The sequence below is a fragment of the Streptomyces anthophorae genome (assembly GCF_049310305.1).
In the GTDB taxonomy this organism is placed as follows: domain Bacteria; phylum Actinomycetota; class Actinomycetes; order Streptomycetales; family Streptomycetaceae; genus Streptomyces.
Map to the genome: position 1 here is coordinate 5,382,280 of NZ_JBLWQQ010000001.1, position 26,317 is coordinate 5,408,596.

The 26,317-nt window shown below is 71.2% G+C and carries 25 protein-coding genes; 16 read left to right on the forward strand and 9 right to left on the reverse strand.

Annotated elements, in window-relative coordinates; genetic code table 11:
• Nucleotides 1-25 precede the first annotated feature (25 nt).
• Nucleotides 26-1,642, reverse strand: a complete 1,617-nt coding sequence (locus ACNYS0_RS24585; protein ID WP_422476645.1) for a ricin-type beta-trefoil lectin domain protein — start codon at nt 1,640-1,642, stop codon at nt 26-28.
• Nucleotides 1,643-1,842: 200 nt separating this feature from the next.
• Complete coding sequence (locus ACNYS0_RS24590) at nt 1,843-2,742, reverse strand: RNA polymerase sigma factor SigF (protein ID WP_422476646.1); 900 nt, start codon at nt 2,740-2,742, stop codon at nt 1,843-1,845.
• A 255-nt stretch (nt 2,743-2,997) separates the two neighbouring features.
• Here ACNYS0_RS24590 and ACNYS0_RS24595 point away from each other — a divergent pair, with 255 nt between their 5' ends.
• The 7 genes from ACNYS0_RS24595 to ACNYS0_RS24625 all read left to right on the forward strand — a co-directional run bounded on the left by ACNYS0_RS24595 (nt 2,998) and on the right by ACNYS0_RS24625 (nt 9,041).
• Nucleotides 2,998-3,381 carry an STAS domain-containing protein gene (locus ACNYS0_RS24595; protein WP_422476647.1) on the forward strand — a complete coding sequence of 128 codons (384 nt, stop codon included), beginning with the start codon at nt 2,998-3,000 and terminating at the stop codon, nt 3,379-3,381.
• A 285-nt stretch (nt 3,382-3,666) separates the two neighbouring features.
• Nucleotides 3,667-4,158 (forward strand): ATP-binding protein, encoded by a 492-nt coding sequence (locus tag ACNYS0_RS24600; protein WP_422476648.1) that lies wholly within the window; start codon nt 3,667-3,669, stop codon nt 4,156-4,158.
• Between the two features lie 145 nt (nt 4,159-4,303).
• Complete coding sequence (locus tag ACNYS0_RS24605; RefSeq protein WP_422476649.1) at nt 4,304-5,014, forward strand: LPXTG cell wall anchor domain-containing protein; 711 nt, start codon at nt 4,304-4,306, stop codon at nt 5,012-5,014.
• Nucleotides 5,015-5,149: 135 nt separating this feature from the next.
• Nucleotides 5,150-6,049, forward strand: a complete 900-nt coding sequence (locus ACNYS0_RS24610) for a COG1470 family protein (RefSeq protein ID WP_422476650.1) — start codon at nt 5,150-5,152, stop codon at nt 6,047-6,049.
• A complete protein-coding gene (locus ACNYS0_RS24615; protein ID WP_422476651.1) occupies nt 6,046-7,200 on the forward strand; it encodes a hypothetical protein in 1,155 nt (384 codons plus the stop codon). Before ACNYS0_RS24610 ends, ACNYS0_RS24615 begins: the two co-directional genes overlap by 4 nt.
• Nucleotides 7,201-7,238: 38 nt before the next feature.
• Nucleotides 7,239-8,552 (forward strand): hypothetical protein, encoded by a 1,314-nt coding sequence (locus tag ACNYS0_RS24620; protein WP_422482769.1) that lies wholly within the window; start codon nt 7,239-7,241, stop codon nt 8,550-8,552.
• 132 nt (nt 8,553-8,684) lie between these two features.
• Nucleotides 8,685-9,041: a hypothetical protein gene (locus ACNYS0_RS24625; protein WP_422476652.1), complete on the forward strand. Its 357-nt coding sequence runs from the start codon at nt 8,685-8,687 to the stop codon at nt 9,039-9,041.
• A 68-nt stretch (nt 9,042-9,109) separates the two neighbouring features.
• On the opposite strand, the gene ACNYS0_RS24630 is transcribed toward ACNYS0_RS24625, so the two are convergent.
• On the reverse strand, nt 9,110-10,603 hold the full coding sequence (locus tag ACNYS0_RS24630; protein ID WP_422476653.1) for a peptide MFS transporter: 1,494 nt from the start codon (nt 10,601-10,603) through the stop codon (nt 9,110-9,112).
• 511 nt (nt 10,604-11,114) lie between these two features.
• Here ACNYS0_RS24630 and ACNYS0_RS24635 point away from each other — a divergent pair.
• Together ACNYS0_RS24635 and ACNYS0_RS24640 are read left to right on the forward strand one after the other, a co-directional pair.
• Complete coding sequence (locus ACNYS0_RS24635; RefSeq protein ID WP_399237506.1) at nt 11,115-11,792, forward strand: response regulator transcription factor; 678 nt, start codon at nt 11,115-11,117, stop codon at nt 11,790-11,792.
• Between the two features lie 155 nt (nt 11,793-11,947).
• Nucleotides 11,948-13,222, forward strand: coding sequence for an ATP-binding protein (locus tag ACNYS0_RS24640; protein ID WP_422476654.1), 1,275 nt, complete (start codon nt 11,948-11,950; stop codon nt 13,220-13,222).
• Here ACNYS0_RS24640 and ACNYS0_RS24645 read toward each other — a convergent pair.
• Nucleotides 13,215-13,760, reverse strand: a complete 546-nt coding sequence (locus ACNYS0_RS24645; RefSeq protein ID WP_422476655.1) for a GtrA family protein — start codon at nt 13,758-13,760, stop codon at nt 13,215-13,217. The two genes, ACNYS0_RS24640 and ACNYS0_RS24645, sit on opposite strands and share 8 nt — an antisense overlap.
• Before the next feature lie 117 nt (nt 13,761-13,877).
• On the opposite strand from ACNYS0_RS24645, the gene ACNYS0_RS24650 reads away from it, so the two are divergent.
• From ACNYS0_RS24650 to ACNYS0_RS24665, 4 genes are all read left to right on the forward strand, one after another.
• A complete protein-coding gene (locus ACNYS0_RS24650; RefSeq protein ID WP_422476656.1) occupies nt 13,878-15,080 on the forward strand; it encodes a 5-(carboxyamino)imidazole ribonucleotide synthase in 1,203 nt (400 codons plus the stop codon).
• Nucleotides 15,077-15,613 (forward strand): 5-(carboxyamino)imidazole ribonucleotide mutase, encoded by a 537-nt coding sequence (purE, locus tag ACNYS0_RS24655; protein WP_422476657.1) that lies wholly within the window; start codon nt 15,077-15,079, stop codon nt 15,611-15,613. The genes ACNYS0_RS24650 and purE overlap by 4 nt, the downstream gene beginning before the upstream one ends.
• A 5-nt stretch (nt 15,614-15,618) precedes the next feature.
• Nucleotides 15,619-16,806 carry a dipeptidase gene (locus ACNYS0_RS24660; protein ID WP_422476658.1) on the forward strand — a complete coding sequence of 396 codons (1,188 nt, stop codon included), beginning with the start codon at nt 15,619-15,621 and terminating at the stop codon, nt 16,804-16,806.
• A gap of 1,162 nt (nt 16,807-17,968) precedes the next feature.
• Nucleotides 17,969-19,126 (forward strand): dipeptidase, encoded by a 1,158-nt coding sequence (locus ACNYS0_RS24665; RefSeq protein ID WP_422476659.1) that lies wholly within the window; start codon nt 17,969-17,971, stop codon nt 19,124-19,126.
• An 80-nt stretch (nt 19,127-19,206) separates the two neighbouring features.
• On the opposite strand, the gene ACNYS0_RS24670 is transcribed toward ACNYS0_RS24665, so the two are convergent.
• Nucleotides 19,207-19,572, reverse strand: coding sequence for a VOC family protein (locus ACNYS0_RS24670; protein WP_422476660.1), 366 nt, complete (start codon nt 19,570-19,572; stop codon nt 19,207-19,209).
• An 87-nt stretch (nt 19,573-19,659) separates the two neighbouring features.
• Here ACNYS0_RS24670 and ACNYS0_RS24675 point away from each other — a divergent pair, with 87 nt between their 5' ends.
• On the forward strand, nt 19,660-20,163 hold the full coding sequence (locus ACNYS0_RS24675) for a CGNR zinc finger domain-containing protein (protein ID WP_422476661.1): 504 nt from the start codon (nt 19,660-19,662) through the stop codon (nt 20,161-20,163).
• A gap of 24 nt (nt 20,164-20,187) precedes the next feature.
• Here ACNYS0_RS24675 and ACNYS0_RS24680 read toward each other — a convergent pair whose 3' ends face one another.
• The gene (locus ACNYS0_RS24680; protein ID WP_422476662.1) at nt 20,188-21,513 is read right to left on the reverse strand and encodes a UDP-glucose dehydrogenase family protein; all 1,326 of its coding nucleotides are present in this window, start codon (nt 21,511-21,513) and stop codon (nt 20,188-20,190) included.
• Nucleotides 21,514-21,705: 192 nt separating this feature from the next.
• On the opposite strand from ACNYS0_RS24680, the gene ACNYS0_RS24685 reads away from it, so the two are divergent.
• Both ACNYS0_RS24685 and ACNYS0_RS24690 read left to right on the forward strand, forming a co-directional pair.
• Nucleotides 21,706-22,863 (forward strand): acyl-CoA dehydrogenase, encoded by a 1,158-nt coding sequence (locus ACNYS0_RS24685; RefSeq protein WP_422476663.1) that lies wholly within the window; start codon nt 21,706-21,708, stop codon nt 22,861-22,863.
• 112 nt (nt 22,864-22,975) lie between these two features.
• Nucleotides 22,976-23,410 carry a hypothetical protein gene (locus ACNYS0_RS24690; RefSeq protein ID WP_422476664.1) on the forward strand — a complete coding sequence of 145 codons (435 nt, stop codon included), beginning with the start codon at nt 22,976-22,978 and terminating at the stop codon, nt 23,408-23,410.
• Between the two features lie 9 nt (nt 23,411-23,419).
• Here ACNYS0_RS24690 and ACNYS0_RS24695 read toward each other — a convergent pair whose 3' ends face one another.
• Genes ACNYS0_RS24695 through ACNYS0_RS24705 form a run of 3 tightly spaced genes read right to left on the reverse strand, consistent with a single transcriptional unit; the run spans nt 23,420 to nt 26,218 of the window.
• A complete protein-coding gene (locus ACNYS0_RS24695) occupies nt 23,420-24,157 on the reverse strand; it encodes an SAM-dependent methyltransferase (RefSeq protein WP_422476665.1) in 738 nt (245 codons plus the stop codon).
• 12 nt (nt 24,158-24,169) lie between these two features.
• Entirely contained in the window at nt 24,170-24,913 is a 744-nt protein-coding gene (locus ACNYS0_RS24700) for an SDR family NAD(P)-dependent oxidoreductase (protein WP_422476666.1), read from the reverse strand.
• A 36-nt stretch (nt 24,914-24,949) separates the two neighbouring features.
• Nucleotides 24,950-26,218, reverse strand: a complete 1,269-nt coding sequence (locus ACNYS0_RS24705) for an LCP family protein (RefSeq protein ID WP_422476667.1) — start codon at nt 26,216-26,218, stop codon at nt 24,950-24,952.
• Between the last annotated feature and the right edge of the window lie 99 nt (nt 26,219-26,317).

Below are 26,317 nucleotides of genomic sequence, written 5' to 3' on the forward strand. Positions count from 1 at the left end.
CCAGGGCGGCACCGCCCACCAGCGGCTACAGGCTCTTCCCCGCCCGCCACCGCTGCTCGGCCCCGCCGTGGAACGTGCGCTGGCCGAGGCGGAAGGACCCGTCGTCGAGTGGGGTGACCGCCGTCTTCCAGTCGGTGCCGGGGCGGATCGAGCCGTCGGCGTGGACCGAGAAGGCAAGGTTCGCGCCGTGGTCGTCGTCGGCGACGGCCGCGCAGTGCCAGAGGCCGACCGTGCGGTCGGTGTCGCCGCGGTTGTCCAGGCAGAAGTCGGGGTTGGCCGCGGACTGGACGACGCCGCGGGCCGCGTCCACGCGCCACTGCTGGCTGCCCGTGCGGTCGCACTTCACGGCCACGACGTCGTCGCCGTCCGTCAGGGGCGTGCGGGAGACGTCGAGGCACAGGCCCGACGCCACGTCGACCACTTCCGCGTAGTCCTCGCCGGGCGGACGGAAGTGCGGCGGCTTCGGCTTGTGGGCGGACGAGGACGGCTTCGGGGTCGGCGTGGCCCGCGGGGGCGGCGGCACCGTGACCGTCTCCGTGCTGCGCGCGGTCGTCGTCGCCGTGGCGGTCGTCGTGGTCGTGCTGGTGGCGGTCGTCGTCGCCGTGACCGTCACCCGGACCGGCGGCGGCGTCGAGGGCGTGGCGCCCATGCCCTGGCCCACCGCCGACAGATCGGGGCGGCCCTCCGTCAGCGTCAGGATCAGCAGCGGTACGAGCGCCACGCCGACCGCCGCCGAGGCGAGCGCGAAGCCCATCGGGGTCGCGCGCACGGGCGTGTGGCGACGGGGGGCCTTCCGGCGGTCGGCCCTCGCCGGCGGCTTCGCGCGGTGGCGGCGCGGGGCGGGGCGCTGCGGCACCGGGGCCGGGGTCGTCGGGGCAGGCGTCTCGGTCAGTACGTAGTCCGTGCCGCCCCACGGCAACAGGCCCTCCGCCAGCGCGCGGCGCGGGTCGTCCCGCAGGGCCGTCAGTTCCAGGTACGCGGCGGTGCAGCTCGGGCAGCGGGCGAGGTGGGCGTCCAGGTCGGCGGTGCCGCGCGGGCGGCCCGGTCTCGTAGCCCCCTCGATGAGACGCCCGTAGGCCCGGCAGTGCGTGCCCTGTCGCGCCGCGAGGCAGGCGCCGCGCAGCGCGTCGAGCGCCGCGCCGCGCGCCTGCGCCACGTCCCGCGCGGGCGTCCCGGTGACGATGCCGGTGGCGGCGTCGGATTCCCCGTCCACCACGGAGTGCCACAGCAGCGTCTGGGTGCGTGGCGGCAGCGTATGGAAGGCGGCGAGCAGCGCGGGCGCGCGGTGGGCGTCGGGAGCGCCGAGGGCGCCCAGGAGACCGGGAGCGAGGCGTGCGCGGCGCTCGTCGGCCGCCCACTCGACCGCGGTGCGGTGGACGAGCAGCAGCGCGTGGTGGCGCCAGGAGCCGCGCGGTTCGGCGCCGCGCGCGACCTCCCGTGCGGCGCGGGCGAAGGCCTGCGCGCCCAACTGCCGTGCGGCGTCCGCGTCGTTCGCGCACACCCGGGCGTAGGCGAGGAGTGCGTGCCGGTGCCTGCCGCGCAGCTCGCCGAGCGCCGGGTACGCGGTCGGGGTGTCGGCCCGCAGCAGGCCGACGAGCCGGTGGTCGGGCGCCGTTGCATGGGCGCCGCCGTTCGCAGACACGTGTCCTCCTGTCACCGGGGCCCAGATGGGTGCTCATAGTGGTGCAGGGGAGGGGGTACGGAAAGGTGTTTCCCGCGGTAACCGAGCGCCGGGCGGCGGCAGTTGGCGCAAAAACACCGAGGGGGCCGACCGTTCTCACGGTCGGCCCCCTCGACGTGACAGGGCGTTACGGGTGGTGCGGGTGTTACGGGTCCGAGCGATTATTCCTCGAGCGTCAGACCCTTGCGCAGGCGCACCAGCGTCCGCGAGAGCAGCCGCGACACGTGCATCTGCGAGATGCCCAGTTCCTCACCGATCTCGGACTGCGTCATGTTGGCGACGAAGCGCAACGAGAGGATCTTGCGGTCGCGCGGGGGGAGATCGGCGATCAGCGGCTTCAGGGACTCGACGTACTCGATGCCCTCGAGCCCGTGGTCCTCGTAGCCGATGCGGTCCGCGAGCGCACCCTCGGAGTCGTCCTCCTCGGGCTGTGCGTCGAGCGAGCTGGCGGTGTAGGCGTTGGACGCCGCCATGCCCTCGACGACCTCGTCCTTCGACAGGCCCAGGCGTTCGGCGAGCTCGCCCACCGTGGGGGCGCGATCGAGCTGCTGGGCGAGTTCGTCGCCCGCCTTGGCGAGGTCGAGACGGAGTTCCTGGAGACGGCGCGGTACGCGCACGGACCAGGAGGTGTCGCGGAAGAAGCGCTTGATCTCGCCGACGATGGTCGGCATCGCGAAGGTCGGGAACTCGACGCCGCGGCTCAGCTCGAACCGGTCGATCGCCTTGATCAGGCCGATGGTGCCGACCTGGATGATGTCCTCCATCGGCTCGCTGCGGGAGCGGAACCGGGAGGCCGCGAACTTGACCAGAGCCAGGTTCAGTTCGACCAGCGTGTTGCGGACATACGAGTATTCGTGCGTGCCTTCTTCGAGGGACTCGAGGCGCTCGAAGAGGGTCTTGGAGAGGGCTCGGGCGTCGAGCGGACCCACCTCGTCGTACGGGGGGATCTCCGGGAGGCCTTCAAGGCCTTCGAGGCCCTCGGTCTCGACGTCGACATGAGTTTCCGGGGGGAGTGTCGACGTCGCCTGGTCAGTACGCGATTCGTCGAGCCGGGCTGACATGATGTCCTCCATGCGTTCTCGGCATATGGCTGCCGATGCCAATGCGTGCACTGCTTCTTAGTGCGGCGCCTCCAAAGCCGGCCGTGGTCGAATGTTGTCCTTACTAGGCCTACCCGTTTTCCACACCGGGCCGCAAGTGCGTATTGCGGCGAAATGTCCGAATTCTAGAGGTTGTTCGGGTGTCGATGCACAGCCAGAGGGCGTAGTGTTCGAGGGCGTCAATCGGCACGTCGAAGGCAGCGAGAGAGAGACGTCATGGACCGCGGGACAGTCGGCAGTGCGCATCGGGGCCGGCTTCTGGTCGAGGTGCGGCAAGAGGGCTCCAGTGCCGTCGTGACCCCGGCCGGTGAGTTGGATCACCATACGGCCGATTTGCTGCGCGACCCCCTGGATGAATGCCTCAATAATGGACATTCCCGGCTTGTGATCGACTGTTCACGCCTCGAATTCTGCGATTCGACCGGGTTGAACGTGCTGCTCGGGGCCCGGCTCAAGGCCGAGGCGGCCGGCGGCGGAGTGCACCTCGCGGGCATGCTTCCGGTGGTTGCCAGGGTGTTCGAGATCACCGGTGCGGAGGCCGTCTTCACGGTGCACGCGTCGCTCGACGAGGCCCTCCTGCCCGACCCCTCCGGCGACTGACCGGAACCGGGCGGCTGCATGCCGTGGTCAACCGCAGAAGTTACGCTCCAGTTGTCTCCGTGTGATCGAGGCGTTACCAGCGTCACAGGAGCCGTTCTGAACAAGTGGGTGTTTCCGTCGTTCCCTCGGGCAGGAGACCCCCCGAACACGACCACGACCCTGCGACTTCGACGACCCTCCGACTCCGATCCGCGACCCGGACTTCTTGGCCGGGCAGTGGGCACTCGGACCCTGAAGACCCTGAATCCTGAAGCTGAATTGGTGAATCGGTGAGGTGAAGTGCTGATGAGCACCACCCGGCCTTACTCGCCGGGCGACCACGGCCCCGAGTCCGGTGAAGTGCCGGTCGTCGCGGGTGCGCGGGTCCGCAGGCTGAGCCTCAGCGGCGCGAGCGGGATCGTGCCGCTCGCCCGTGACTTCACCCGCGAAGCGCTGCACGCCTGGGGCTGGCTGCCGGCGGCGACCGCGGACCGCCGGGCCGCGGCGGAGGACGTGCTGCTCGTCGTCTCCGAACTCGTCACGAACGCGTGCCTGCACGCCGAGGGTCCCGACGAGATCATCCTGTACTTCGGAGACTCCCCGGCCAACAAGGTGCTGCGCATCGAGGTGGCGGACCGCGGGGCGGGGCAGCCCGCGCCGCGCAACCCGCACCGGGTCGGCCGGCCCGGCGGGCACGGCATGTTCATCGTCCAGCGCCTCTGCCTCGACTGGGGCGTCGTCCGCACCCCCGGCGTCACGGGCAAGGTCGTATGGGCGGAGGTCGGCGCCCCCGCGTAGCCGCCTCACGTGCGTATTCGAGAGCACGCCGGATCGACTTCGATCCGGCGTGCTCTTTGTCTTCCCTCGGCAGGGCCCCCGGCGTACCTTGAGCCACCCAGATCTGATGAACCGTCAGTAACCTTCGGTTTGAAGGGACTTCGAGGTGTCGTACCGGACGTACCAGAAACGAACCGCCGCGTTCGCGCTCAGCGCGGCCCTGGCAGGCTCGGCGGTGCTGATGGCCGCCCCCACTGCCTCGGCCACGGTGCAGAACGTCAACTACCAGTGCAAGACGCCGATCGGGAACAAGGGAGCCGTCTCCCCGATCGACATGAAGAGCGCCAAGAGCGGCAGCGGCTACAAGATCACGATGTCCTTCCAGAAGGGCGTCTCCTCCAGCCCCGTCGAGCTCGGCAAGGGCGCCATGCACCCGAGCGCGGTGATCAAGGTGGGCGGCGCGGACAGCGGCCAGTTCACGGCCACCGGGCCGCCGAACGACAAGGCGATCCCCGCCAACACCCCGATCAAGATCAGTGACCTGACGGGCACGTACACGCCCAAGAAGAGCGGCAAGGTGAACTTCACCGCGGGCGTCCTCACCATCAAGGCGCTCGGCACGAACACCACCTGTACGCCGTCCAACAGCCCGAAGCCCTCTCTTGAGATGGACGTCAAGGGCGCGGCGGGCGGTGGCGGCGGGTCCGCGGACTCCGGGTCGGGGTCGTCGGCGTCGGCGCCGGGCGGCGGGGAGTTGCCGCAGACCGGTCCAGAGGACTCGGCGATCGCGCTCGGGACGCTGGGCGGGACGGTGCTTCTTGCCGGGGCGGCGGGCGTGCTGTGGCTGACCCGGCGGCATCAGGCGGCGTCCCGTTAAGGGGCGGGCGTAGGCAGTATGACGTTGCGCTCGTCTTTGGTCGGTGGGGCCTCGCGGGGTTGCGGTCGCGGGGCTCTGCCCCGGGCCCCGCTGCTCTATCGCCGCAGGGGCTTGAAATGGTTGATCACCGCTGTCGTGGCGCTTCTCATGGGCAGCCCCGCCGCGCCGGTTGCGGCCGCCTCGCCCGCCTGGTCCGTCAGCCCCTCCTCCTCCGCCGGGACCCGGCCCGCCGACGACGACGGGCGGCCGTACATCTACGCCGAGGGGACGCCCGGGTCCGTGCTGGAGGACAAGGTGGCGGTGAGCAACCCCGGTGACAAGCCGCTGAAGGTCTCGTTGCGCGGGGCCGACGCCGACAACAAGGGCGACGGTTCGCTCGACGTGCGCAAGAAGGCGACCGACACCGGGGCCTGGATCAGGTTCGCCGAGGAGTCCGTGAAGATCCCGGCGCGCACCCGCGCCGAGGTCCCCTTCACGGTGTCCGTGCCCGCGGGCGCGACCCCCGGTGACCATCCGGGCGCGGTCGTGGCGCGGGCGGGCGGGCGCGACGCCGGGGTCAGCGTCCACCTGCGCGTCAGCGGCCCCACGCTCTCCGCCCTCACGGTCGAGAACGTGCGGGTGGACAAGGGGTCCATCGCGTACGACGTGGTGAACCGCGGCAACACGACGCTGTCGCCGCGCCTCGCGGTGCGGGCCGACGGGGTGCTCGGCGCCGCCCTCGACCGGAGCCGGGACCTGCCGGTGGAGCTGCTGCCGGGGCGCAGGGTCAGCCTCAGCGAACCGTGGAAGGACGCCCCGGCGCTCGACGCCGTCGACGTGAAGGTGACGGTCACGGCGGGCGGCGGCGCGGCGGACTCGGCCACGGCGAGCGCCCGGTTCGTGCCGTGGACGGCGGTCGGCGGGATCCTCGCCGTGCTGGCGGGGGCGGGGTGCGCCGCCTACTGGTACCTGCGCCGCCGGCGGCCCTCCTGGCCCGCACCGCCGCACCTGCTCCGACTGCTCCGCCGACAAGGGAACGTAAGGAGTGCGCCATGAAACGCCGCCGCAGCAGCGCCTCGCGGCTGCTGACCGTCCTCGCCCTCGTGGGCGCCCTGCTCGCGGGGACCGCGCCCTGGGCGGCCACCGCCTCCGCCGCCGAGAAGCCGTCCGTGAGCCTCTCCAAGTCCCAGGCGGGGACCGGGGGTTCGATCACCGTGAAGGGCGCCGGCTGGCGGCCCGACACGCTGCTGATGATGCTGATCTGCGGGCAGTCGAGCCCGTCGCGCGGTGTCATCGGCGGCACCAACTCCTGCGCCAACTCCGAGGGGCGCGCGGTCACCACCGACTCCGAGGGGGCGTTCGGCAAGAAGCTCCCGGTCGCCGAGCCGCCGAAGCCGTGCCCGTGCGTCGTCCACGTCGCCACGGTGACCGGGCAGAAGGCGCAGGCGGACGCCGTGTTCCAGGTGGCGGGGCATCCGGTGAAGGCGCTGCCGAAGTCCTCCGGGAGCGGGCAGCTGACGATGGTGGCGGACACCCGGCTCGAGGGGTCCAGCGGGCTGCTGACCTGGTTCGGCGCGCCGCCTTCGCGGTCCTTCACGTTCACCGTGGGCAATGTCGGATCGACCCCGGTGAAGAACCCGATCTTCCAAGTCGGCACCTCCCACGGCGTGTTCGCGCCGCAGTGGGAGGACCAGCAGTGGCGCGGCACGATCAGGCCGGGGCAGAAGGAGCGGATCAAGCTGCCCGTCGAACTGACGGCGGGCGCGCACGGCGACTATCTCGTCTCGCTCAAGTACGGCGGGAAGGTGCTGGCCGAACAGCCCTGGGGCGTGGGCCGCCCCTGGGGCGTCACCCTCTTCTGGATCCTGCTCTGCGTCGTCGTGCCGGCCGCCGTCTTCCGGATCGGCATGGCGGTCGTGGACCGCGTACGGCCGCGCGACCGGCGCTCGTACGGCAAGGGGCCCAAGGGAACCAGGGGGACGGCCGGCGGGCGCACCGTGCGGCTGCCGAAGGTGCGGATGCCGCAGCAGAAGCCCAGGCAGCCGGCACCCGCCGACGCGCCCACCGCGCCGACGAGCACGACACAGACCACGACCCTGCCCTGGTTCACCCCGGACACCGGACCCACCGGTCCTCCGGAGCGGCCCGCGGCCGGGCAACTCTCCGCACCGCCCGAGAACAGTCCGACGACGAAAGGAAACACGTGAACACCCAACGGAGAGTGAGCGCGGCCGGTGTCGCCCTGATGCTCGGAGGGGCGGGCCTGCTGTTCGTGGCGGCGCCCGCGCAGGCCGCCGACATCTCGTACAAGACGGAGTGCATACCGCCCTCGATCTCCGGGCTCGACCCGGTGCAGGGCACCACGATCACGCAGATCACGGCGCCCGCCACCGCGAAGGTCGGTGACACGGTGAACGTGACCTGGAAGTTCATCCAGGGCGCGTCGAAGAACCCGGACGTCCTCGACCTCGGCGAGAACACCGTCCAGCCCACCGGCACGCTCAAGGCGGCGGGCGCGCAGACCGGTGACATCGCCATGCAGGGGCCGCGCGAGAACCCGGCGATCCCCAAGAACAGCCCGATGAAGCTGTCCACGATGACGGGCAAGCTGAAGCTGGAGAAGCCGGGGGAGGTGAAGCTGACGCCGGACAAGTACAACATCAACGTCAGCAAGCCGATGTCGACGGACACCAAGTGCTCTCCGAAGGAGGCCGTGGACCCGGGCGCGGTCATCAAGGTCCTTGAGGGGGCCGGGAGTTCGGGCGGATCCGGCGGCTCTGGGGGCGCGATCGGCGGCCTGCCTGGCACGTCGAGCGGTGGTTCCTCGGGCGGCTCGTCGAGCGCGGGTGGTTCGTCGAGTTCGGGCGGCTCGTCCAGCACCGGTGGTTCCACGAGTGGTGGCGGCAGCGGCGGCCAGAGCGACTTCACCGGCAAGGAGGTCAGCGTCCCCTACTCCTGCAAGACGCCCATCGGTGACAAGAGCGCGACGTCCCCGGTGCAGATCAACGCGAAGAAGGACGGCGGGAACTTCGGGCTCACGGTGAAGTTCAAGAAGTCCGTGATGGACAGCCCGGCCGACATCCCGGCCGACTCGGTGAAGCCGTCGATGCAGGTGAAGCTGGGCGGCTCGGACAAGGGCACCGTCCCCGTGGAGGGCCCGACCAACAAGAAGGCCATCAAGTCCGGCGACCCGATCGAGATCCCGGACCTCACCGGTACGTACAAGCCGGGCGCCGACGGCAAGTCGACGCTCTCGCCGGGCGTCCTCACGGTGAAGGCGCTGGGCACGACCACCACCTGCACGCCGAACAAGGCCCCGGTCTCCCTGGAGCTCGACACGTCGAAGCAGGCGGGCGGCGCGGCGGGCGGCACGGGTTCCGCGGGCGGCTCGGCGGGCGGCGGCGGCTCGGCGGCCTCGGGCGGCGGCGGCCTCGCCGAAACCGGCTCCTCCAGCGACGGCGCCCTCCGCGCCCTCGGCCTGGCGGCCGGCACGGTGATCCTCCTGGGCGGCGCGGTGTTCACGTTCTTGCCGCGAGCACGGCGGGTGGTCCGCCGGTAACCGGGGACCAGCAGGAACGGGTCTTGTTGGCAGTTCGCGAACGTGAAAGCGTTGGCGGCTCACAAGAAACACCCCGGAGGGGACCTTGACCACGGTCCGCAATCCTCCGGGGCCTGCTGAAGGAAATGGCACATGGGGAAGTTGAAGAAGTCCGTGACGGGGGCCCTGGCGGCGGTTCTGCTCGCCTCCGGGGCGGGACTCGCCACGGCGGGCACGGCCGAGGCCGCCGCTGCGAAGTACAAGTGCAAGGCGTCGGCCAAGCTGGTGTGGGGGACCGCCCAGTCCACCTCTGCCTGCAAGAAGTCGAAGAGCGGCAAGAAGGTCAGCAAGCATCGCGCCATGATCAAGTGTGCGGAGATCCGCGGGCAGGGCAATCAGCACGACATCTACTGGACCGGTTACGGCCCGTGGAAGAAGGCGGGCACCAAGTCCACGGTGAAGTGTCCGATCCGCTCGTCCCTCGCCGGTTGCGGACAGCAGGTCAAGTAGCCGGGACACAGCGAAGCGCCGCCGTACCCCTCCGGGTGCGGCGGCGCTTGCTTTGCAGGTGCGGTGGGCTAGTTGACGCTGCCCATGAGCTCCTTGACCTTCTTGCGGTACATCCAGAAGGCGAAGCCGGCGAGGATCGCGAGGCCGGCCTCGACGGCGACCGCGCCCGTGGTGTTGAGGTTGACACCACCGGTCGAGAGCAGGCCGGTGACGGAGTCGCCCGCGGTGACCGCGAGGAACCAGACACCCATCATCTGCGAGCCGTACTTGGCCGGGGCCATCTTGGTCGTGACCGAGAGGCCGACCGGGGAGAGGCAGAGCTCACCGATGGTCTGGATGAAGTAGATCGACACCAGCCACATCGGGGAGACCTTGCCGCCGTTGTTGGCGGTGTCGAGCAGCGGGATGAGGAAGACGACGAAGGAGATGCCGATCAGGACGAGGCCCGAGCCGAACTTGACCGCGGTGCTCGGCTCCTTGCCGCGCTTGTTCAGCCACAGCCAGGCGGAGGCGACCACGGGCGCGATGGCCATGATGAAGATCGGGTTCAGCGACTGGTACCAGGAGGTCGGGAAGTCGAAGCCCAGCAGGTGGTTCGTCGTCGAGTTCTCACCGAAGATCGACAGCGTCGACCCGTTCTGGTCGTAGATCATCCAGAAGATGGCGGCGACGACGAAGAACCAGATGTAGCCGGAGAGCTTGGACTGCTCGTCGTTCGACAGCTCCTTGTCGCGCTTCATGCGCACCAGGACGGCGACCGGGATGATCAGACCGATCAGCGTCAGCGGCACGAGGACCCAGTTGAGGGTGTACGTGCCGGTGGTGACGACGATCACGTAGAAGACGGCGGCGACGGCGGCCCAGATCAGGGACGTGCGCAGCGACTTGGCCTTCTCCTCGGCCGTCGCGGGCTTCACCACGACGTCGCTCTCGCTGCTGAGGTGGCGCGTACCGAGCAGGAACTGGGCCAGGCCCAGGGCCATGCCGACCGCGGCGAGCCCGAAGCCGAGGTGCCAGCCGACGTTCTCACCGACGGTGCCGATGGTCAGCGGCGCGAGGAAGGCACCCAGGTTGATGCCGATGTAGAAGACCGTGAAGCCACTGTCGCGGCGCGGGTCCTCGGGGCCGTCGTAGAGGTGGCCGACCATCGTGGAGATGTTGGCCTTGAGGAGACCCGAGCCGAGCGCCACGAGCGCGAGGCCCGCGAAGAACGTGCCCGAGCCGGGCAGCGCCAGGGTGATGTGGCCGAGGATCACGATGCCCGCGCCGTAGGCCACCGTCTTGCGGGGGCCCCAGAAGCGGTCCGCGAACCAGCCGCCCGGTTGGGCGAGCAGGTAGACCATGGACATGTAGACCGAGTAGATCGCCGTCGCCGTGGCCGGGTCCATGTGGAGGCCGCCGGGGGCAATCAGGTACAGCGGGAGCAATGCCTTCATGCCGTAGAAGCTGAAACGCTCCCACATCTCGGTCATGAAGAGAGTGGCCAGTCCGCGGGGGTGGCCGAAGAAGGTCTTCTGCGAGCCGGGGGTGCCGGCCGAGTCCTTCGTCAGGCTGGACGCCATGGTCGATCCTCGTGGGGTGTCGGGACGCGCCTCGCAGAAGCGAGTACGCGCCCGGTGGGGGCGGCCGGCACCGGAGTCCTACCGTCCTCCCCACGCCATGAGGGGATGTGTCCGCACGAGATTGTCGTGCGGGACGAGGTACGGCGGACCCGAGATCCACACCCGGCGCGCATCCTTACACGCGGGGCCCGGCCACAGGTCATTCCTAAAAGGCTGACGGAAGTCAGCTCACACAAGAAAGGGACCTTGGGTGCGCAGTGCGCTCCAAAGGTCCCCCAGTAGTGCATCAGGCGTTGAATCACCTTACGAACGACTCAGCGGCATATGGAAGGACTTGAGAGATGGATCACAGGCCTTCGTGGAACCGCCCGCACTGTTTCAAAGGTGTTCCCCACGATGACACCCCTGCACCGCAGGGCGCGAACCCGGAAGCAAAAATTCCGTTAACCGGGAGGCGCCGCAGTGGTCGATCACCCCACGGGCGCCGTCCGGCGCGGACTACCATCGCCTCATGACCCGTGTACTGCTCGCCGAGGACGACGCGTCCATCTCGGAGCCGCTGGCCCGTGCCCTGCGCCGGGAGGGTTACGAGGTGGAAGTGCGCGAGGACGGCCCCACCGCCCTCGACGCCGGACTTCAGGGAAGCATCGACCTCGTCGTGCTCGACCTCGGACTGCCGGGGATGGACGGCCTCGAAGTGGCCCGCCGCATGCGCGCCGAGGGACACACGGTGCCGGTCCTCATCCTCACCGCCCGCGCGGACGAGGTGGACACGGTCGTCGGCCTCGACGCGGGCGCCGACGACTACGTGACGAAGCCCTTCCGCCTCGCCGAACTGCTCGCCCGGGTCCGGGCCCTGCTCCGGCGCGGCGCCACCGAGCCCGTCCAGGCCCCGGCCACGCACGGAGTCCGCATCGACGTCGAGTCGCACCGCGCGTGGATGGGTGACGAGGAACTCCAGCTGACGGCCAAGGAGTTCGACCTCCTGCGGGTCCTCGTCCGGGACGCGGGCCGCGTGGTCACCCGCGACCAGCTGATGCGCGAGGTCTGGGACACGACGTGGTGGTCGTCGACGAAGACCCTCGACATGCACATCTCCTGGCTCCGCAAAAAACTCGGCGACGACGCGGCGAACCCGCGCTACATCGCGACGGTGCGGGGTGTGGGCTTCAGGTTCGAGAAGAGCTAGAGGTCACCCGCACGGGGCTCCGCCCCGGACCCCGCGCCTCAAACGCCGGCGGGGCTGGGTTTTCAAGCCCCTGCGGCGATTGAGCAGCGGGGTCCGGGGCGGAGCCCCGTGGCCGTAACGCCGGTACCGGGTACCAATCCGGGACACTGAGACCTATGCGTCGCCGACTGATCAACTCCACCCTCGCCGTGGTCCTGGTAGTGATCGCCGTCTTCGGCGTCTCCCTGGTCATCGTGGAGACCCGAACCATCACGAACAGCGCCCAGGAACGCGTGGAGTCGGAGGCCGTCCGCCTCGCCTCCATCGTGGACAGCAGAATCCTCGGCGAGGAACAGATCACCGGCAGCATCCTCCAGGACCAGGTCGCCGGGGACCGCTACGCCGAGATCGACATGCCGGGCCGCGCGCCGCTCACCATCGGCAAGGAACCCGTCGGCGACGTCATCTCCTACACGGCCAAGGGCGAACAGGGCGAGAAGGTCACCGTCGAGGAGGCGAGGTCGGCCGTCACCACGGAGGTCGGCCGCACGCTCCTGATCATCGCGGGCGTCGCCCTGCTCGCCATCGTCGCGGCCGTGCTGCTCGCCGTACGCCAGGCCAACCGCCTCGCGTCGCCGCTCACGGACCTCGCCTCCACGGCCGAGCGCCTCGGATCCGGTGACCCGCGGCCCCGGCACAAGCGCTACGGCGTCCCGGAGCTGGACCGCGTGGCCGACGTCCTCGACGGTTCGGCCGAGCGCATCGCCCGCATGCTGACGGCCGAGCGGCGCCTGGCCGCCGACGCCTCGCACCAGCTGCGTACGCCCCTCACGGCGCTCTCCATGCGGCTGGAGGAGATCACCATGACCGAGGACCTCGACGAGGTGAAGGAGGAGGCGACGATCGCGCTCGCGCAGGTCGAGCGGCTCACCGACGTCGTCGAGCGGCTGCTCACCAACTCCCGCGACCCGCGTACCGGCTCCGCCGTCCCCTTCGACCTCGACGAGGTGCTCAAGCAGCAGCTGGAGGAGTGGCGGCCCGCCTACCGCAGCGCCGGGCGCGCGATCGTCTCCTCCGGGAAGCGCCACCTCACGGCCGTCGGCACCCCGGGCGCGGTGGCCCAGGTGCTCGCCGCGCTGATCGAGAACTCCCTGATGCACGGTGGCGGCACGGTCGCCCTGCGTACCCGGGTCACCGGCAACCAGGCCATCGTCGAGGTCACGGACGAGGGGCCCGGCGTCCCGGCGGAGCTGGGCTCACGGATCTTCGAGCGGACCATCAGCGGCCGCAATTCCACGGGCATCGGCCTCGCCGTCGCCCGCGACCTCGCGGAGGCCGACGGCGGCCGCCTCGAAATGCTCCAGAGCAGCCCGCCGGTCTTCGGCCTGTTCCTCTCCCGTACGCCGATGAAGAAGGCGGTGGACGGTGACGAGGAGCAAATGATCAGGTGACGCGCTCGGTCTCCGGCCGGCGGCGCACCGGCTGGGCGGGCCGCGAGTCGCCGAGGAACGATTCCGCGCTGGCCACGGCCTCCCGCGCGGGGAGCGTGCGGAACACCCACGTGCGGTACGACCAGAACCGGAACAGGGTCGCGAGGCCCATGCCGAGGAACTTGAAGATGTTGCTCTGGAGCGAGCTGTTCCAGCCGAACCCGTACGTCGCCGCGTACAGGACCCCGTTCTCGATGACCAGGCCCGCCGCGCTGAACAGCAGGAACAGCGTGAGTTCCTTGGTGCGGCCGCTCTTGTCGCGGTCGCGGTACGTGAAGTAGCGGAACCCCACGTAGTTGAAGGCGATGGCGACGACCGTCGCGATCACGCTGGCCCGCACCACCTGGAGGTCGGTGCTGTGCCGCATGAGGTTGAAGACCGCGAAGTTCACGAGGACGCCCAGGGCGCCGACGACACCGAACTTCGCGACCTCACGGGCCACACCCGCGAGCCGCTGTCGCAGTGCCCCGATACGGCCGGTACGTCCGGTGATCCCCATGTGGTCGCCTCAGCCCCCGTCGTCTTCTGATCCGGGCCGGTCGTCCGGTCCGTCCGGTCATGACCGACTCAGCCATGCTAACCGGGCGCCCACCCGGACGTCGGGGGACGGCGCCCCTTGTCCTTTCCTACAGGAAGAGGCGGGTACGGGATCCGGTCAAATGGCCGATACCCTGGAGCGGTGACGTTCCCCGTAGTCGGCATGGTCGGCGGTGGACAGCTCGCTCGTATGACACACGAGGCAGGCATCCCGCTCGGCATCAGGTTCAAGCTCCTCAGTGACACCCCGCAGGACTCCGCGGCCCAGGTCGTCGGCGATGTCGTGGTCGGCGACTATCGCGACCTGGACACGCTGCGCGAGTTCGCGCGCGGCTGCGACGTGATCACCTTCGATCACGAGCACGTACCGACAGAGCACCTACGCGCCCTGGAGGCGGACGGCATCCCCGTCCGGCCCGGGCCCGACGCGCTGCTGTACGCCCAGGACAAGGGCGAGATGCGCGCGAAGCTCACGTCGCTCGGCGTGCCGTGCCCGCGCCACCGCATCGTGCGGGACCCGGCCGACGTGGTCGCGTTCGCCGAGGAGGGAGACGGCTTCCCCGTCATCCTCAAGACGGTGCGCGGCGGCTACGACGGCAAGGGCGTCTGGTTCGTCCGATCGGAGGCCGACGCCGCGGACCCGTTCAAGGCGGGCGTCCCGGTCCTCGCCGAGGAGAAGGTCGACTTCGTACGGGAGCTGGCGGCCAACGTCGTCCGCTCCCCGCACGGCCAGGCCGTCGCCTACCCCGTCGTCGAGTCCCAGCAGGTCGACGGCGTCTGCGACACGGTGATCGCGCCCGCCCCCGAGCTGGACGAGTCGCTCGCCGGCGAGGCGCAGGAGCTGGCGCTGCGCGTCGCGCAGGAGCTCGGAGTCGTCGGCCACCTCGCGGTCGAGCTCTTCGAGACGCGCGACGGCCGCATCCTGGTCAACGAACTGGCGATGCGCCCGCACAACTCCGGCCACTGGACGCAGGACGGAGCGGTCACGTCCCAGTTCGCGAACCATGTCCGCGCCGTGCTCGACTTGCCGCTCGGCGACCCGCGCCCGCGCGCGACGTGGACGGTCATGTGCAATGTCCTCGGCGGCGACTACCCGGACATGTACAGCGCGTATCTGCACTGCATGGCCCGCGACCCGCAGCTGAAGATCCACATGTACGGAAAGGACGTGAAGCCCGGCCGTAAGGTCGGCCACGTCAACACCTACGGCGACGACCTGGACGACGTGTTGGAGCGCGCCCGTCACGCAGCCGGCTACCTGAGGGGCACGATCACCGAATGAGTTCCGCCACCGGCCCCGTCGTGGGCATCGTCATGGGCTCCGACTCCGACTGGCCCGTCATGGAGGCCGCGGCGAAGGCGCTCGACGAGTTCGAGATCCCCTACGAGGTCGACGTCGTCTCCGCGCACCGGATGCCGCACGAGATGATCGCGTACGGGGAGCGGGCCGCCGGGCGCGGCCTGAAGGCGATCATCGCGGGCGCGGGCGGCGCGGCCCACCTGCCCGGCATGCTGGCGTCGGTGACGCCGCTGCCGGTGATCGGTGTGCCGGTCCCGCTGAAGTACCTCGACGGCATGGACAGCCTGCTGTCCATCGTGCAGATGCCGGCCGGCGTCCCGGTCGCGACGGTGTCGGTCGGCGGAGCGCGCAACGCGGGCCTGCTCGCGGCGCGCATGCTGGCCGCGCACGACGAGGAACTCCTCGGCCGCATGCGGGAGTTCCAGCAGGAGCTGAACGACCAGGCGACAGAGAAGGGCAAGCGGCTGCGGGCCAAGGTCGAGGGCTCGGGCACGGGCTTCGGCTTCGGGAAGTGAGCGGCATGACGGACGCGTTGGAGCGGGCCCGGGCGATCCTCGCCGAGTTCCCGGTGGTCGACGGGCACAACGACCTGCCGTGGGCGCTGCGCGAGCAGGTCACGTACGACATCGACGCGCGCGACATCGCCGTCGACCAGAGCGCCCACCTCCACACGGACCTGGCGCGGTTGCGGGCCGGCGGTGTCGGCGCGCAGTTCTGGTCGGTGTACGTCCGTACGGACCTGTCCGGCGACGCGGCGGTGTCCGCCACGCTCGAACAGATCGACTGCGTCGACCAGTTGATCGCCCGGTACGCGGGTGAGCTGCGGGAGGCGCGGACGGCGGCCGACATGGAGACCGCGCGCCGCGAGGGCCGCATCGCCTCCCTCAAGGGAGCCGAGGGCGGCCACTCCATCAACAACTCCCTCGCCACGCTGCGGGCGTTGTACGCGCTGGGCGTGCGCTACATGACGCTCACGCACAACGACAACATCGCGTGGGCGGACTCCGCGACGGACGAGCCCGGCGTCGGCGGCCTGTCCGCCTTCGGCCGCGAGGTCGTCCGCGAGATGAACCGCGAGGGCATGCTCGTCGACCTCTCGCACGTCGCGGCGACGACGATGCGCGCGGCGCTGGACGTCTCGGAAGCGCCCGTGATCTTCTCCCACTCCTCGTCCCGCGCGGTCTGCGACCACCCGCGCAACATCCCGGACGATGTCCTTGAACGGCTGGCGGGGAACGGGGGAGTGGCCATGGCCACCTTCGTCCCCAAGTTCGTATTGCAGGCGGCGGTCGACTGGACGTCGGCGGCCGACGACAACCTGCGCTCGCATGGCTACCACCACCTGGACACGTCCCCGGAGGCGATGAAGCTGCACCGCGCCTTCGAGGAGGCGCGGCCGCGGCCGGTCGCCACGGTCTCGACGGTGGCGGACCACCTCGACCACATGCGCGAGGTCGCGGGCGTCGACCACATCGGGATCGGCGGCGACTACGACGGCACGGCGTTCACGCCGGACGGCCTGGACGACGTCTCGGGCTACCCGAACCTCATCGCCGAACTCCTCGACCGCGGCTGGTCCCGCACCGACCTCGCCAAGCTGACGTGGCACAACACGGTCCGCGTCCTCGACGCCGCGGAATCGGTGGCGGCCGACCTCCGGACCCGCCGGGGCCCGTCGAACGCGACGCTGTCCCAGCTGGACGGGTAGCGCGGGCGCCGGACCGGGCGGGGCGGTCGCGGTGGGCCGCGCCCCCCGGGGCGGTGCCGCGCCACGCGGTGCCTGCTGGTGCCCTTCGGGAGGCCGGTGGGGTCGGTGGGCCTGGTGGGCCCGGTGGGCTCGCTTGGCGCGTCGGTGGTTCGGGGGCCGCGGTTTCGGGGCCCGGGGGTGGCTTGGAGGGGTCTGAGGTTTCGGGCTGCGGGCGGCTTGGAGGGGCCTGAGGTTTCGGGGCCCGCGGGCGGCTTCGGGTGGCCGGTGCCTTTCACGGGCCCGACGTTCGGCTTCGGGCAGCTCGTGGTTTCGGGGCCCCACCGAACGGCGTGCTCCCTCGCCCGGTCGCCGGCCCTTCACGCAGGGCCTTTCCCTCTCCTCCGCCTACCTCCCACCCACCCGCCCCCTCCAGGGGCTTCGGCCCGCCGGGCACGGCTCCCCACCCGTTGCGGGACGGCCGCCACCGCCTTGGGGAGCCTGCCGCAGTAGCGGCTCCCCACCCGTTGCGGCCGACCGCCCCCGCCTTGGGCGATCTGCCGCCGGCTCGGCTCCCCACCCGTTGCGGGACGGCCGCGACCGCCTTGGGGAGCCTGCCGCAGTAACGGCTCCCCACCCGTTGCGGCCGACCGCCCCCGCCTTGGGCAGCCTGCCGCCGGGCCCGGCTCCCCACCCGTTGCGGTCAGCCGCCACCGCCTTGGGCAATCTGCCGCCTTGGGCGGCAGGGTGGGCAAGGCGGCCCCCGGTGCCGCGCATCGGACGGTTGGCGCCGACCCCGTGCCCGGCGCGGCGCGCGGTCACGATGGGCGTCGACGTCGGTGCAGCGCCTGGCCCCCGGTGTGCCGAAGCCCCCGGAGGGGGCGGGTGGTGGGAGATGGGCGGGGGATCGGGATGGTTGGAGCGGCGGCATGGTGCCGCGTACCGAGGCGCGTGGGGCGTCAGCCCCAGTACCGCGCGTCGCGGGGGAGCGGGCGTCGGCCCCGGTAAGGCGGTCCCGGTGCCGCGCAATGGCCGTCCGGCACCAACCCCGCCCCAGCCCCCACCCCCCCGTCGCCGCGCAACAACCGCCCCCGCCCACCCGAACGGCACCGCTCGCCGAGACCCCGCCCCCACCCCGTGCAACGGTGGTTCGAACGACTGTCCCACCGACGTCCGGAGCCCTGCCATGGCAGACCTACAGGACGAGCTCGACGCTCCCGCCGAGGCCGGTGACCTGGAAACCACCAGGCCCACCGCCGACGAGGGCGACCCCTCCGACCCCTCCGACCCCTCCGACCTCGCGAGACCCGCGCCCACAGGCCACGTCCCGGCCGACGCGGGCACCGCGCCCTCCACAACCGCGCCCCCCACCGCACCCCACGACCTCCTCGCCCACCACCCCGTGGCCGACGGGTACTGCGGTCTCCCGCAGGTCCTGCGCACCCTCCCCTGGTACGACCTGGAGCTGGGCGAGAGCGCCGTGGAGGCCGATCTGCCGAGGCTGCGCGCCGGCGGCACCGGAGCGCAGCTGTGGGCACCGCACGTGGACCCGGACGACCCGGTCACCTCGACGCTGGAACAGATCGACCTGATCACCAACATCGTGTCCCGCCACCCGGAGGACTTCCGCCTCGTCCGCTCCGCCTCGGACACCGCCGACGCCCGCGCCCACGGCCGTATCGCCGTCCTCGTCGGCCCCGCCCCGGCCTCGGCGGCGGCGGACTCGCTCGGCACGCTGCGCTGCCTGCACGCCCTCGGCCTGCGCGCGCTCACGCTGAGCCGTACGTCCTGGGCCTCGGACGACGGCCTGACCCTGTTCGGCGAGGAGGTCGTACGGGAGATGAACCGGCTCGGCCTGCTCATCGACCTCACCGGCGCCTCGGCCGCGACCGCCGCCCGCGTCCTCGCCGTCTCCAAGGCCCCGGCCGTCCTGACCCGCTCCGGCGCCCGGACCCTGAACCACCACCCGGACAACGCCCCGGACGAACTCCTCGGCGCACTGGGCGAGAGCCGGGGGCTGTGCCTGGTGCCGTGCTCTGCGGACCGCACGGGGCCCGCGCTGCGTGACGTGGCCGACCACATCGACCACGTGCGCCGCCTCGCGGGCCCCGAGTCGGTGGGCCTGTCCGGGACGTACGACACCGGGGACGCACACCCGGAGGGCCTCGCCGACGCTGCCGGCTACCCGGCCCTGATCGCGGAACTCCAGGCCCGCGGCTGGACCGACACCGACCTCACCCTGCTCACCTGGGGCAACGTCCAACGGGTGCTGCGCAGCACGGAGTTCGTCTCCCGCGCCGCACAGCGCCGCCGGGGTCCGTCGACGGCGACCCCCGAACCGTAGGGACAGGCCTTCACCCACTTCCGGCCGGATCGGGCAGAACAGGTGCCCGGCCGGATCGGGCAGACAGGTGCCCGGCCGGATCAGCAGGCGCAGAGGCAGAACGGGTGCCCCGCGGGGTCCGCGTAAACCCGCCAGCTGCGCGAACGGTCCTCCGCGTCGAGCACGGTGGCGCCCAGCGCGAGCACCTCCTTCTCCGCCGCGTCCAGGTCCTCCGCGGTCAGATCGAGGTGGAACTGCTGCGAGTCGTGGTCGGCGGCGGGCCAGGAAGGCGCCGCGTACCCGGGCGCCTTCTGGAAAGCGAGCGCGTGTCCGCCCGGCGCCTTCACGTCGACCCAGTCCTCCTCTTCCCCCGTGACGGTGCCGCCGAGCACGGCGGCGTAGAAATCGGCCAGCTCGCGCGGCCGCGGACAGTCCAGGACGACGACTCCGAGTTGTGCGACGGGCATGATGCCTCCTCGTGTTACCCCTATCAGGGGTCAACCGGTAACTTCCGCGTTACTGCATACTCCCGCACTGGGGGTAACGTCGCAAGCATGAATGCCCGCCAGACCGCACCCGGCGGCCTCTCCTTGATCGAGGCCCTGGTGAACACGCTGCTCGACATCACGACGGGCGAGGACGCGCTGGACCGGGCCGAGGTGCGCGAGCGCTTCGGCATCGCGGCGGGCGAGGTCGACGAGGCGCGCGAACTGCGCGAGTCGCTGCGCGCGGTGTGCCTGGCCCACGCGGGCCACCCGCCGCACCGCACCGTGACCCCGCTGAGCGAACTGCTCGCCCCGGTCCCGCTGCGAGTGGTCGTCGATGGGCGGGACGGCGCGGCGAGCCTGGTCCCGGTCGACCCGGAGTCCCTGGCCGGGCGGGTCGCGGCGGCCATCGCCGAGGCGCGCGGGGACGGCACCTGGGCACGGCTCAAGGCCTGCGAGGCGGCCGACTGCCACTGGGCGTATTACGACCGGAGCCCCGCGGGCCGCGGTCGCTGGTGCGACATGGCGGTCTGCGGGGCCCGGGCGAAGATGCGGCGCTACCGCGCCAAGTAGTGCCTCTGGTACCTCGGAAAAGGGTTACGCGTTCGGACGTCCCATCGCCCGGTACGTCCACCCGGCCGCCCGCCACAGCGTGCTGTCCAGCGCGTTGCGGCCGTCCAGGAGCACCGGGTGCGCGGCGACCTTGGCCAGCTCGGCCGGGTCCAGCTCGCGGAACTCGCGCCACTCGGTGAGGTGCAGCACGATGTCCGCGCCGCGCACCGCTTCGAGCGCCGAGTCCGCGTAGCCGAGCGTCGGGAACACGCGCCGCGCGTTGTCCATGCCCTTGGGGTCGTAGACCGTGACCTGGCCGCCCTGGAGGTGGATCTGGCCGGCGACATTGAGGGCCGGGGAGTCGCGTACGTCGTCGGAGTCCGGCTTGAACGTGGCGCCGAGGACGGCGACCCGCTTGCCCAGGAACGCCCCGCCTCCGAGCGCCTCGCGGGCCATCTCGACCATCGCGCCGCGCCGCCGCATGTTGATGGAGTCGATCTCGCGCAGGAAGGTGAGGGCCTGGTCCGCGCCCAGCTCGCCGGCGCGCGCCATGAACGCGCGGATGTCCTTGGGCAGACAGCCGCCGCCGAAGCCGATCCCGGCGCGCAGGAACTTGTGCCCGATCCGCTCGTCGTAACCGATCGCCTCGGCGAGCTTCGCGACGTCGCCGCCGCCCGCCTCGCAGACCTCGGCCATGGCGTTGATGAAGGAGATCTTCGTGGCGAGGAAGGAGTTCGCCGACGTCTTCACCAGCTCGGCCGTCGGGTAGTCCGTCACGATGAACGGCGTGCCCTCGGCGAGCGGCTTCGCGTACACCTCGCGCAGCAGCTTCTCGGCCCTGTCGCTGTTCACGCCGACCACGATGCGGTCCGGGTGCAGCGTGTCGTTCACGGCGAAGCCCTCGCGCAGGAACTCCGGGTTCCACGCCAACTCCGCGTGCTGCGGCAGCAGTTCGGTGAGGCGCTCGGCCGAGCCGACCGGCACGGTCGACTTGCCGACGACGAGCGCGCCGTCCTTCAGGTGCGGCGCGAGCGAGGAGAAGGCGGCGTCGACGTAGGACATGTCGCAGCCGTACTCGCCGTGCTTCTGCGGCGTGTTCACGCACACGAAGTGCACATCGCCGAACTCGCCGGCCTCGGCGAAGTCCATCGTGAAGCGCAGCCGCCCGCTCGAACCCTCGAACCCCTCGACGTGCCGGCGCAGGAGGTCCTCCAGGCCGGGCTCGTACATCGGGACCTCGCCCCGCGTGAGCATGTCGATCTTCTCGGGCACGACGTCCAGGCCGAGCACCTCGAAGCCGAGCTCGGCCATGGCCGCGGCGTGTGTCGCGCCGAGGTAGCCGGTGCCGATCACGGTGATCTTGAGGGCCATATCGCGGTGCTCCAGAGGTGTGGGTGCTTCAGGGCGTTGCCGAGCATAGCCGTGGCATGTGGAGGCGCCTCACCGGGCAACTTCACCGTTGTCGCATAGCTCACGTATCCGCGCAGTGGGCCGCGACCTAAGATTCGAGTTACTTAACGGTAATTAGCATCAGTAGAAGCGTGGCTTGGAGCGTGAGAGACCTTGGCCGGATCGGCTGACTTCGACCTGTACCGCCCGTCCGAGGAGCACGACATGCTCCGCGAGACGATCCGCGCGCTGGCCGAGGCGAAGATCGCCCCGCACGCCGCAGCGGTGGACGAGGAGGCGCGCTTCCCGCGCGAGGCCCTCGACGCGCTCACCGCTTCGGACCTGCACGCCGTGCACGTCCCCGAGGAGTACGGCGGCGCGGGCGCCGACGCGCTCGCCACGGTCATCGTGATCGAGGAGGTGGCGCGCGTCTGCTGCTCGTCCTCCCTGATCCCCGCGGTGAACAAGCTCGGCTCCCTCCCCGTGATCCTCTCCGGCTCCGAGGAGCTGAAGAAGAAGTACCTGGGCCCGCTGGCCAAGGGCGACGGCATGTTCTCGTACTGCCTGAGCGAGCCGGACGCCGGTTCCGACGCGGCCGGCATGAAGACGCGCGCGGTCCGCGACGGCGACCACTGGATCCTCAACGGCGTGAAGCGCTGGATCACCAACGCCGGCGAGTCCGAGTTCTACACGGTGATGGCGGTCACCGACCCCGAGAAGCGCTCGAAGGGCATCTCCGCCTTCGTCGTCGAGAAGTCCGACGAGGGTGTCTCCTTCGGCGCCCCGGAGAAGAAGCTCGGCATCAAGGGCTCGCCGACCCGCGAGGTCTACCTCGACAACGTCCGCATCCCCGCCGACCGCATGATCGGCGAGGAGGGCACCGGCTTCGCCACGGCGATGAAGACCCTCGACCACACCCGCATCACGATCGCCGCGCAGGCGCTCGGTGTCGCGCAGGGTGCCCTCGACTACGCCAAGGGCTACGTCCAGGAGCGCAAGCAGTTCGGCAAGCCGATCGGCGACTTCCAGGGCATCCAGTTCATGCTCGCGGACATGGCCATGAAGATCGAGGCCGCCCGCCAGCTGACCTACGCGGCCGCCGCCAAGTCGGAGCGCGGCGACAAGGACCTCACCTTCCAGGGCGCCGCCGCCAAGTGCTTCGCCTCGGACGTCGCGATGGAGGTCACCACGGACGCCGTCCAGCTGCTCGGCGGCTACGGCTACACCCGCGACTACCCGGTCGAGCGCATGATGCGCGACGCCAAGATCACCCAGATCTACGAGGGCACGAACCAGGTCCAGCGCATCGTCATGGCGCGCAACCTGCCGTAACCCACCCCCACGAACGGCCCCCGGCACCGTGCCGGGGGCCGTTCGTGTTGGGTGCGGCCCTGGTGAGGTGGAGGGGGAGACCACGGGCATACAGGACCGATCGTTGCGGGTCGTGAAGGACTGGCTCACGCCCGCGGACGCCAAGGAGACCGCCGCCAGGGCCAAGCAGCTCGCCCTGAGCGTGCTGCCGCCCGGCGAGAGCGCCGAGCTGTCCGCGGCGCACCTCGTCCAGGTCGACCCGCAGGTGTCGCAGCCTCCGGCCCGGCTGCGGCCGGACGCCTTCGACGGGTCGCCGGGGCTGCTGACCCGTGCCGGGGAGATGGACGACCGGCTGTTCCGGCTCAACCCCGTCAACGCCCTGGTCCGCGGTGGCAAGGAGCGCGAGGCGATGCGCGGTGACTGGGAGTCGGCGGCGGGTCTGCTGGTCCGCGCCCTCGTGCCGCGCTCCTGGGCGACCGTCCTGTTCACCAGCGACGGATCGCACGCCGTCGGGCGCACCTTCCCGCAGCGTCTCCCGTACAGCGCGCCCCGCCCGGGCGGGGCGTGACGAGGCGGGTCAGGGCCGCGTCCGGCGCAGTACCAGGCAGGCGAAGCCGAAGCAGTGGCGGTAGGTGCGGAGCCATTCCGTGCGGCGCTCGGCGACCAGGTCCAGGAGTCCGGCGCTGTCCGGGTGGTCCGGGGCGTCGAGGGCGTGGTTCGCGACGGAGCCGAGCCAGGACCATTCGTACGCGTCCAGTTCGTGCCGGGTGCTGAGGTGCGCCGAGACCGGGGTCCAGCCGGCCTCGGCGACCCGGTCGAGGGTGGTCGCCAGGTCGGCGAAGTCGCCGAGCATCTCGACGGCCTCGGGGGAGGGGGCCGCCTCCCAGTAGCCGTCGCCGATCAGGACCCGGCCGCCCGGGGCCAGGTGCGCGCGGGCCGCTTCGAGGGTGGGCAGCAGTCCGCCGAAGGCGTGCGCGGCGCCGACGCTGAGCACGGCGTCGTACGGCTGCTCGGGCACGAGTTCCTCGGCCGCCTTGTGGTGCAGCGTGAGCCGGTCGGCCACCCCCGCCGCCTCGGCCCGCTCGCGCGCCTCCGCCAGAGCGCCCGCGTCCAGGTCGATCCCCTCGGCGCGGGCGCCGGGCCGGTCGGCGAGGGCCCGCAGCAGCCATTCGGCGGGGCCGCAGCCGAGGTCGAGGACGCGCTCGTCGCCGCGCGGCAGGGCGTGCCGCAGCAGCTCGCGCACGGAGTCGTCGCCGAGCGGGGCCTTGATGGGGTGGTCGGTGTGGGCGATGCGGGAGATCTCTTCGCGATCCATCGGCGCAGAGTGTCAGGAGCTGGGCCGGGCCGCATCACCTTTTGTGACTTCCGGCAGTGCCGCGAGGTAGCCGCCGTCCACGGGCAGGCAGACCCCGTTGACGTACGAGGAGGTGGGGCCCGCCAGGAAGACGACGACGTCGGCGATCTCCTCGGGGGAGCAGAGGCGGCCGAGCGGGTAGTCGGCCTCGACGCGGGCGCGCGCGACCGGGTCGCGCCAGCGGTGGGCGTTGCGCTCGACGGGCACGAAACCCGGCTCGACGACATTCGTCCGTACCCCCAGCGGCCCCCACTCGGTGGCCGCCGCGCGGGCGAGGGCGCCGAGGCCCGCCTTGGCGACGGCGTACGGGGCGCAGCCGGGCGCCGCGCCGTGCGCGTGCACCGAGCCGACGAGGACCACGGACGCGGGCCCCGCGCCCTTGCGCCGCACCAGCTCGGCGGCGGCCTGCCAGGCGGAGACGAGCCCGACGTCGAAGACCGTGTGCCACTGCGCCGGGGTCAACCCGCCCAGCGGCGCCCGCAGTTCGTGCAGCAGCGCGTGCACGAGCACGCAGGGCGGTTCGGGCGCGGCGTCGAAGGCCCGCCCGATGACGTCCGGTTCGGTCGCGTCGCCCGCCAACGCCGCGCAGGCGCCCGGGAGTTGACGCACCGTCGGGTCGAGGTCGACCGCGACCACATGCGAACCGCCGGCGGCGAGCCGGGCCACGACAGCCCGGCCGACACCACCGGCGGCACCGAGAACGAGAGCGGATGCCATGACGACATCCTGGCCCGAGGGCCTGTGAAGGGGCCCTCAGTCGCTGGAGACCGTGACCTTCTCGTCGTTGTTGAACTGGTCGACGAGCTGCTTGACCTTGGCCTTGTCCCACAGCAGGTTGCCGCCGACCGAACCGCTCGTCGGCATGTTCATGGACTTGCCGTCGCCGCCGTTGACCGACTTCATCGCCAGGAACATCTTGCCGAGCGAGAACAGGCTCATGTCCTTGTCGACGGTCAGCGAGTCGAGGCCCGCGCCCATCGTCGGGTACAGCGTGAACGGGTTCAGGACCGTTCCGGGCGAGGACACCTTGTGCGCGAGCGCCCCGAGGAACTGCTGCTGGTTCTTGGTGCGCTGAAGGTCGGACTGGGCGAAGGCGTGCCGCGTACGGACGAAGGCGAGGGCCTGCTGGCCGTCCAGGGTCTGCTTGCCCTTCTGGAAGTCGGCCCCGGACCACTTGTCCTTGAAGCCCTGCTTCAGGTTCATCTCGACGCCGCCGACCGCGTCCACGATGCTCGCGAAGCCGCCGAAGCCGATCTCCGCGTAGTGGTCGATGTGCAGCCCGGTGTTGGCCTCGACGGTGCGCACGAGCAGCGTCGGGCCGTCCTCCGCGTACGCGGCGTTCAGCTTCGTCTGGCGCCCGGTGGCCGGGTACGTCTTGCCGGACTCGGCGCCCTTGTACGAGGGGATCTCGACGTTCGAGTCGCGCGGCAGCGAGACGAGGGTGTCCCCGGCCGAGCCGACGTGCAGGATCATCATCGTGTCCGTGCGCTTGCCCTCGGCGGAGCCGGTGTGCAGCTTCTTCTTGTCCTCGGCGGACATGCCCTCACGGCTGTCGGTGCCGACGATCAGGTAGTTCGTACCGTCGCCCGCCTCCGGCCGGTCGATGACCTTCGACAGGTCGACGTCGCGGTGCAGCTTGGAGTCGGCCCAGAAGTACGTGCCGACGCTCGCGACGACCAGCACGACGACCACGGCCAGGACGGTCCGCTTGATGCGCTTGCCCCAGTTCGGGGGCCGCACCGGGCGGCCGGTCGGCGGCCCGTAGTCGCCACCGTCGTCGAAGCCGCCACCCCGGCCGCGGCCGCTCGGCTGGCCGTAGACCTGACCCGTGTTGTACCCGTCGTTGTACGACTGGTCGTACCCGCCGCCGTCGTACGTGGGCGGCTGCTGCTGCGGCACGGGGCGCTGCACGTGCGGCATGACACGGGCGCCCTCCGGGCGCGCGCTGCCGCTGCCACGGCCGTATCCGCCGCGGCCCGCGCCGCCCTGCCTGTCGCTCCGCCCGTCGGGCCAATCATTCATAGGGCTCAGTGTGCCGTGCCCGAATACGTGCCTTACAAGCCCTGAAGTGAAATCGCACCAGTGCTGTTGCAGAGCTAACACATTCGACGCGCGCATAAG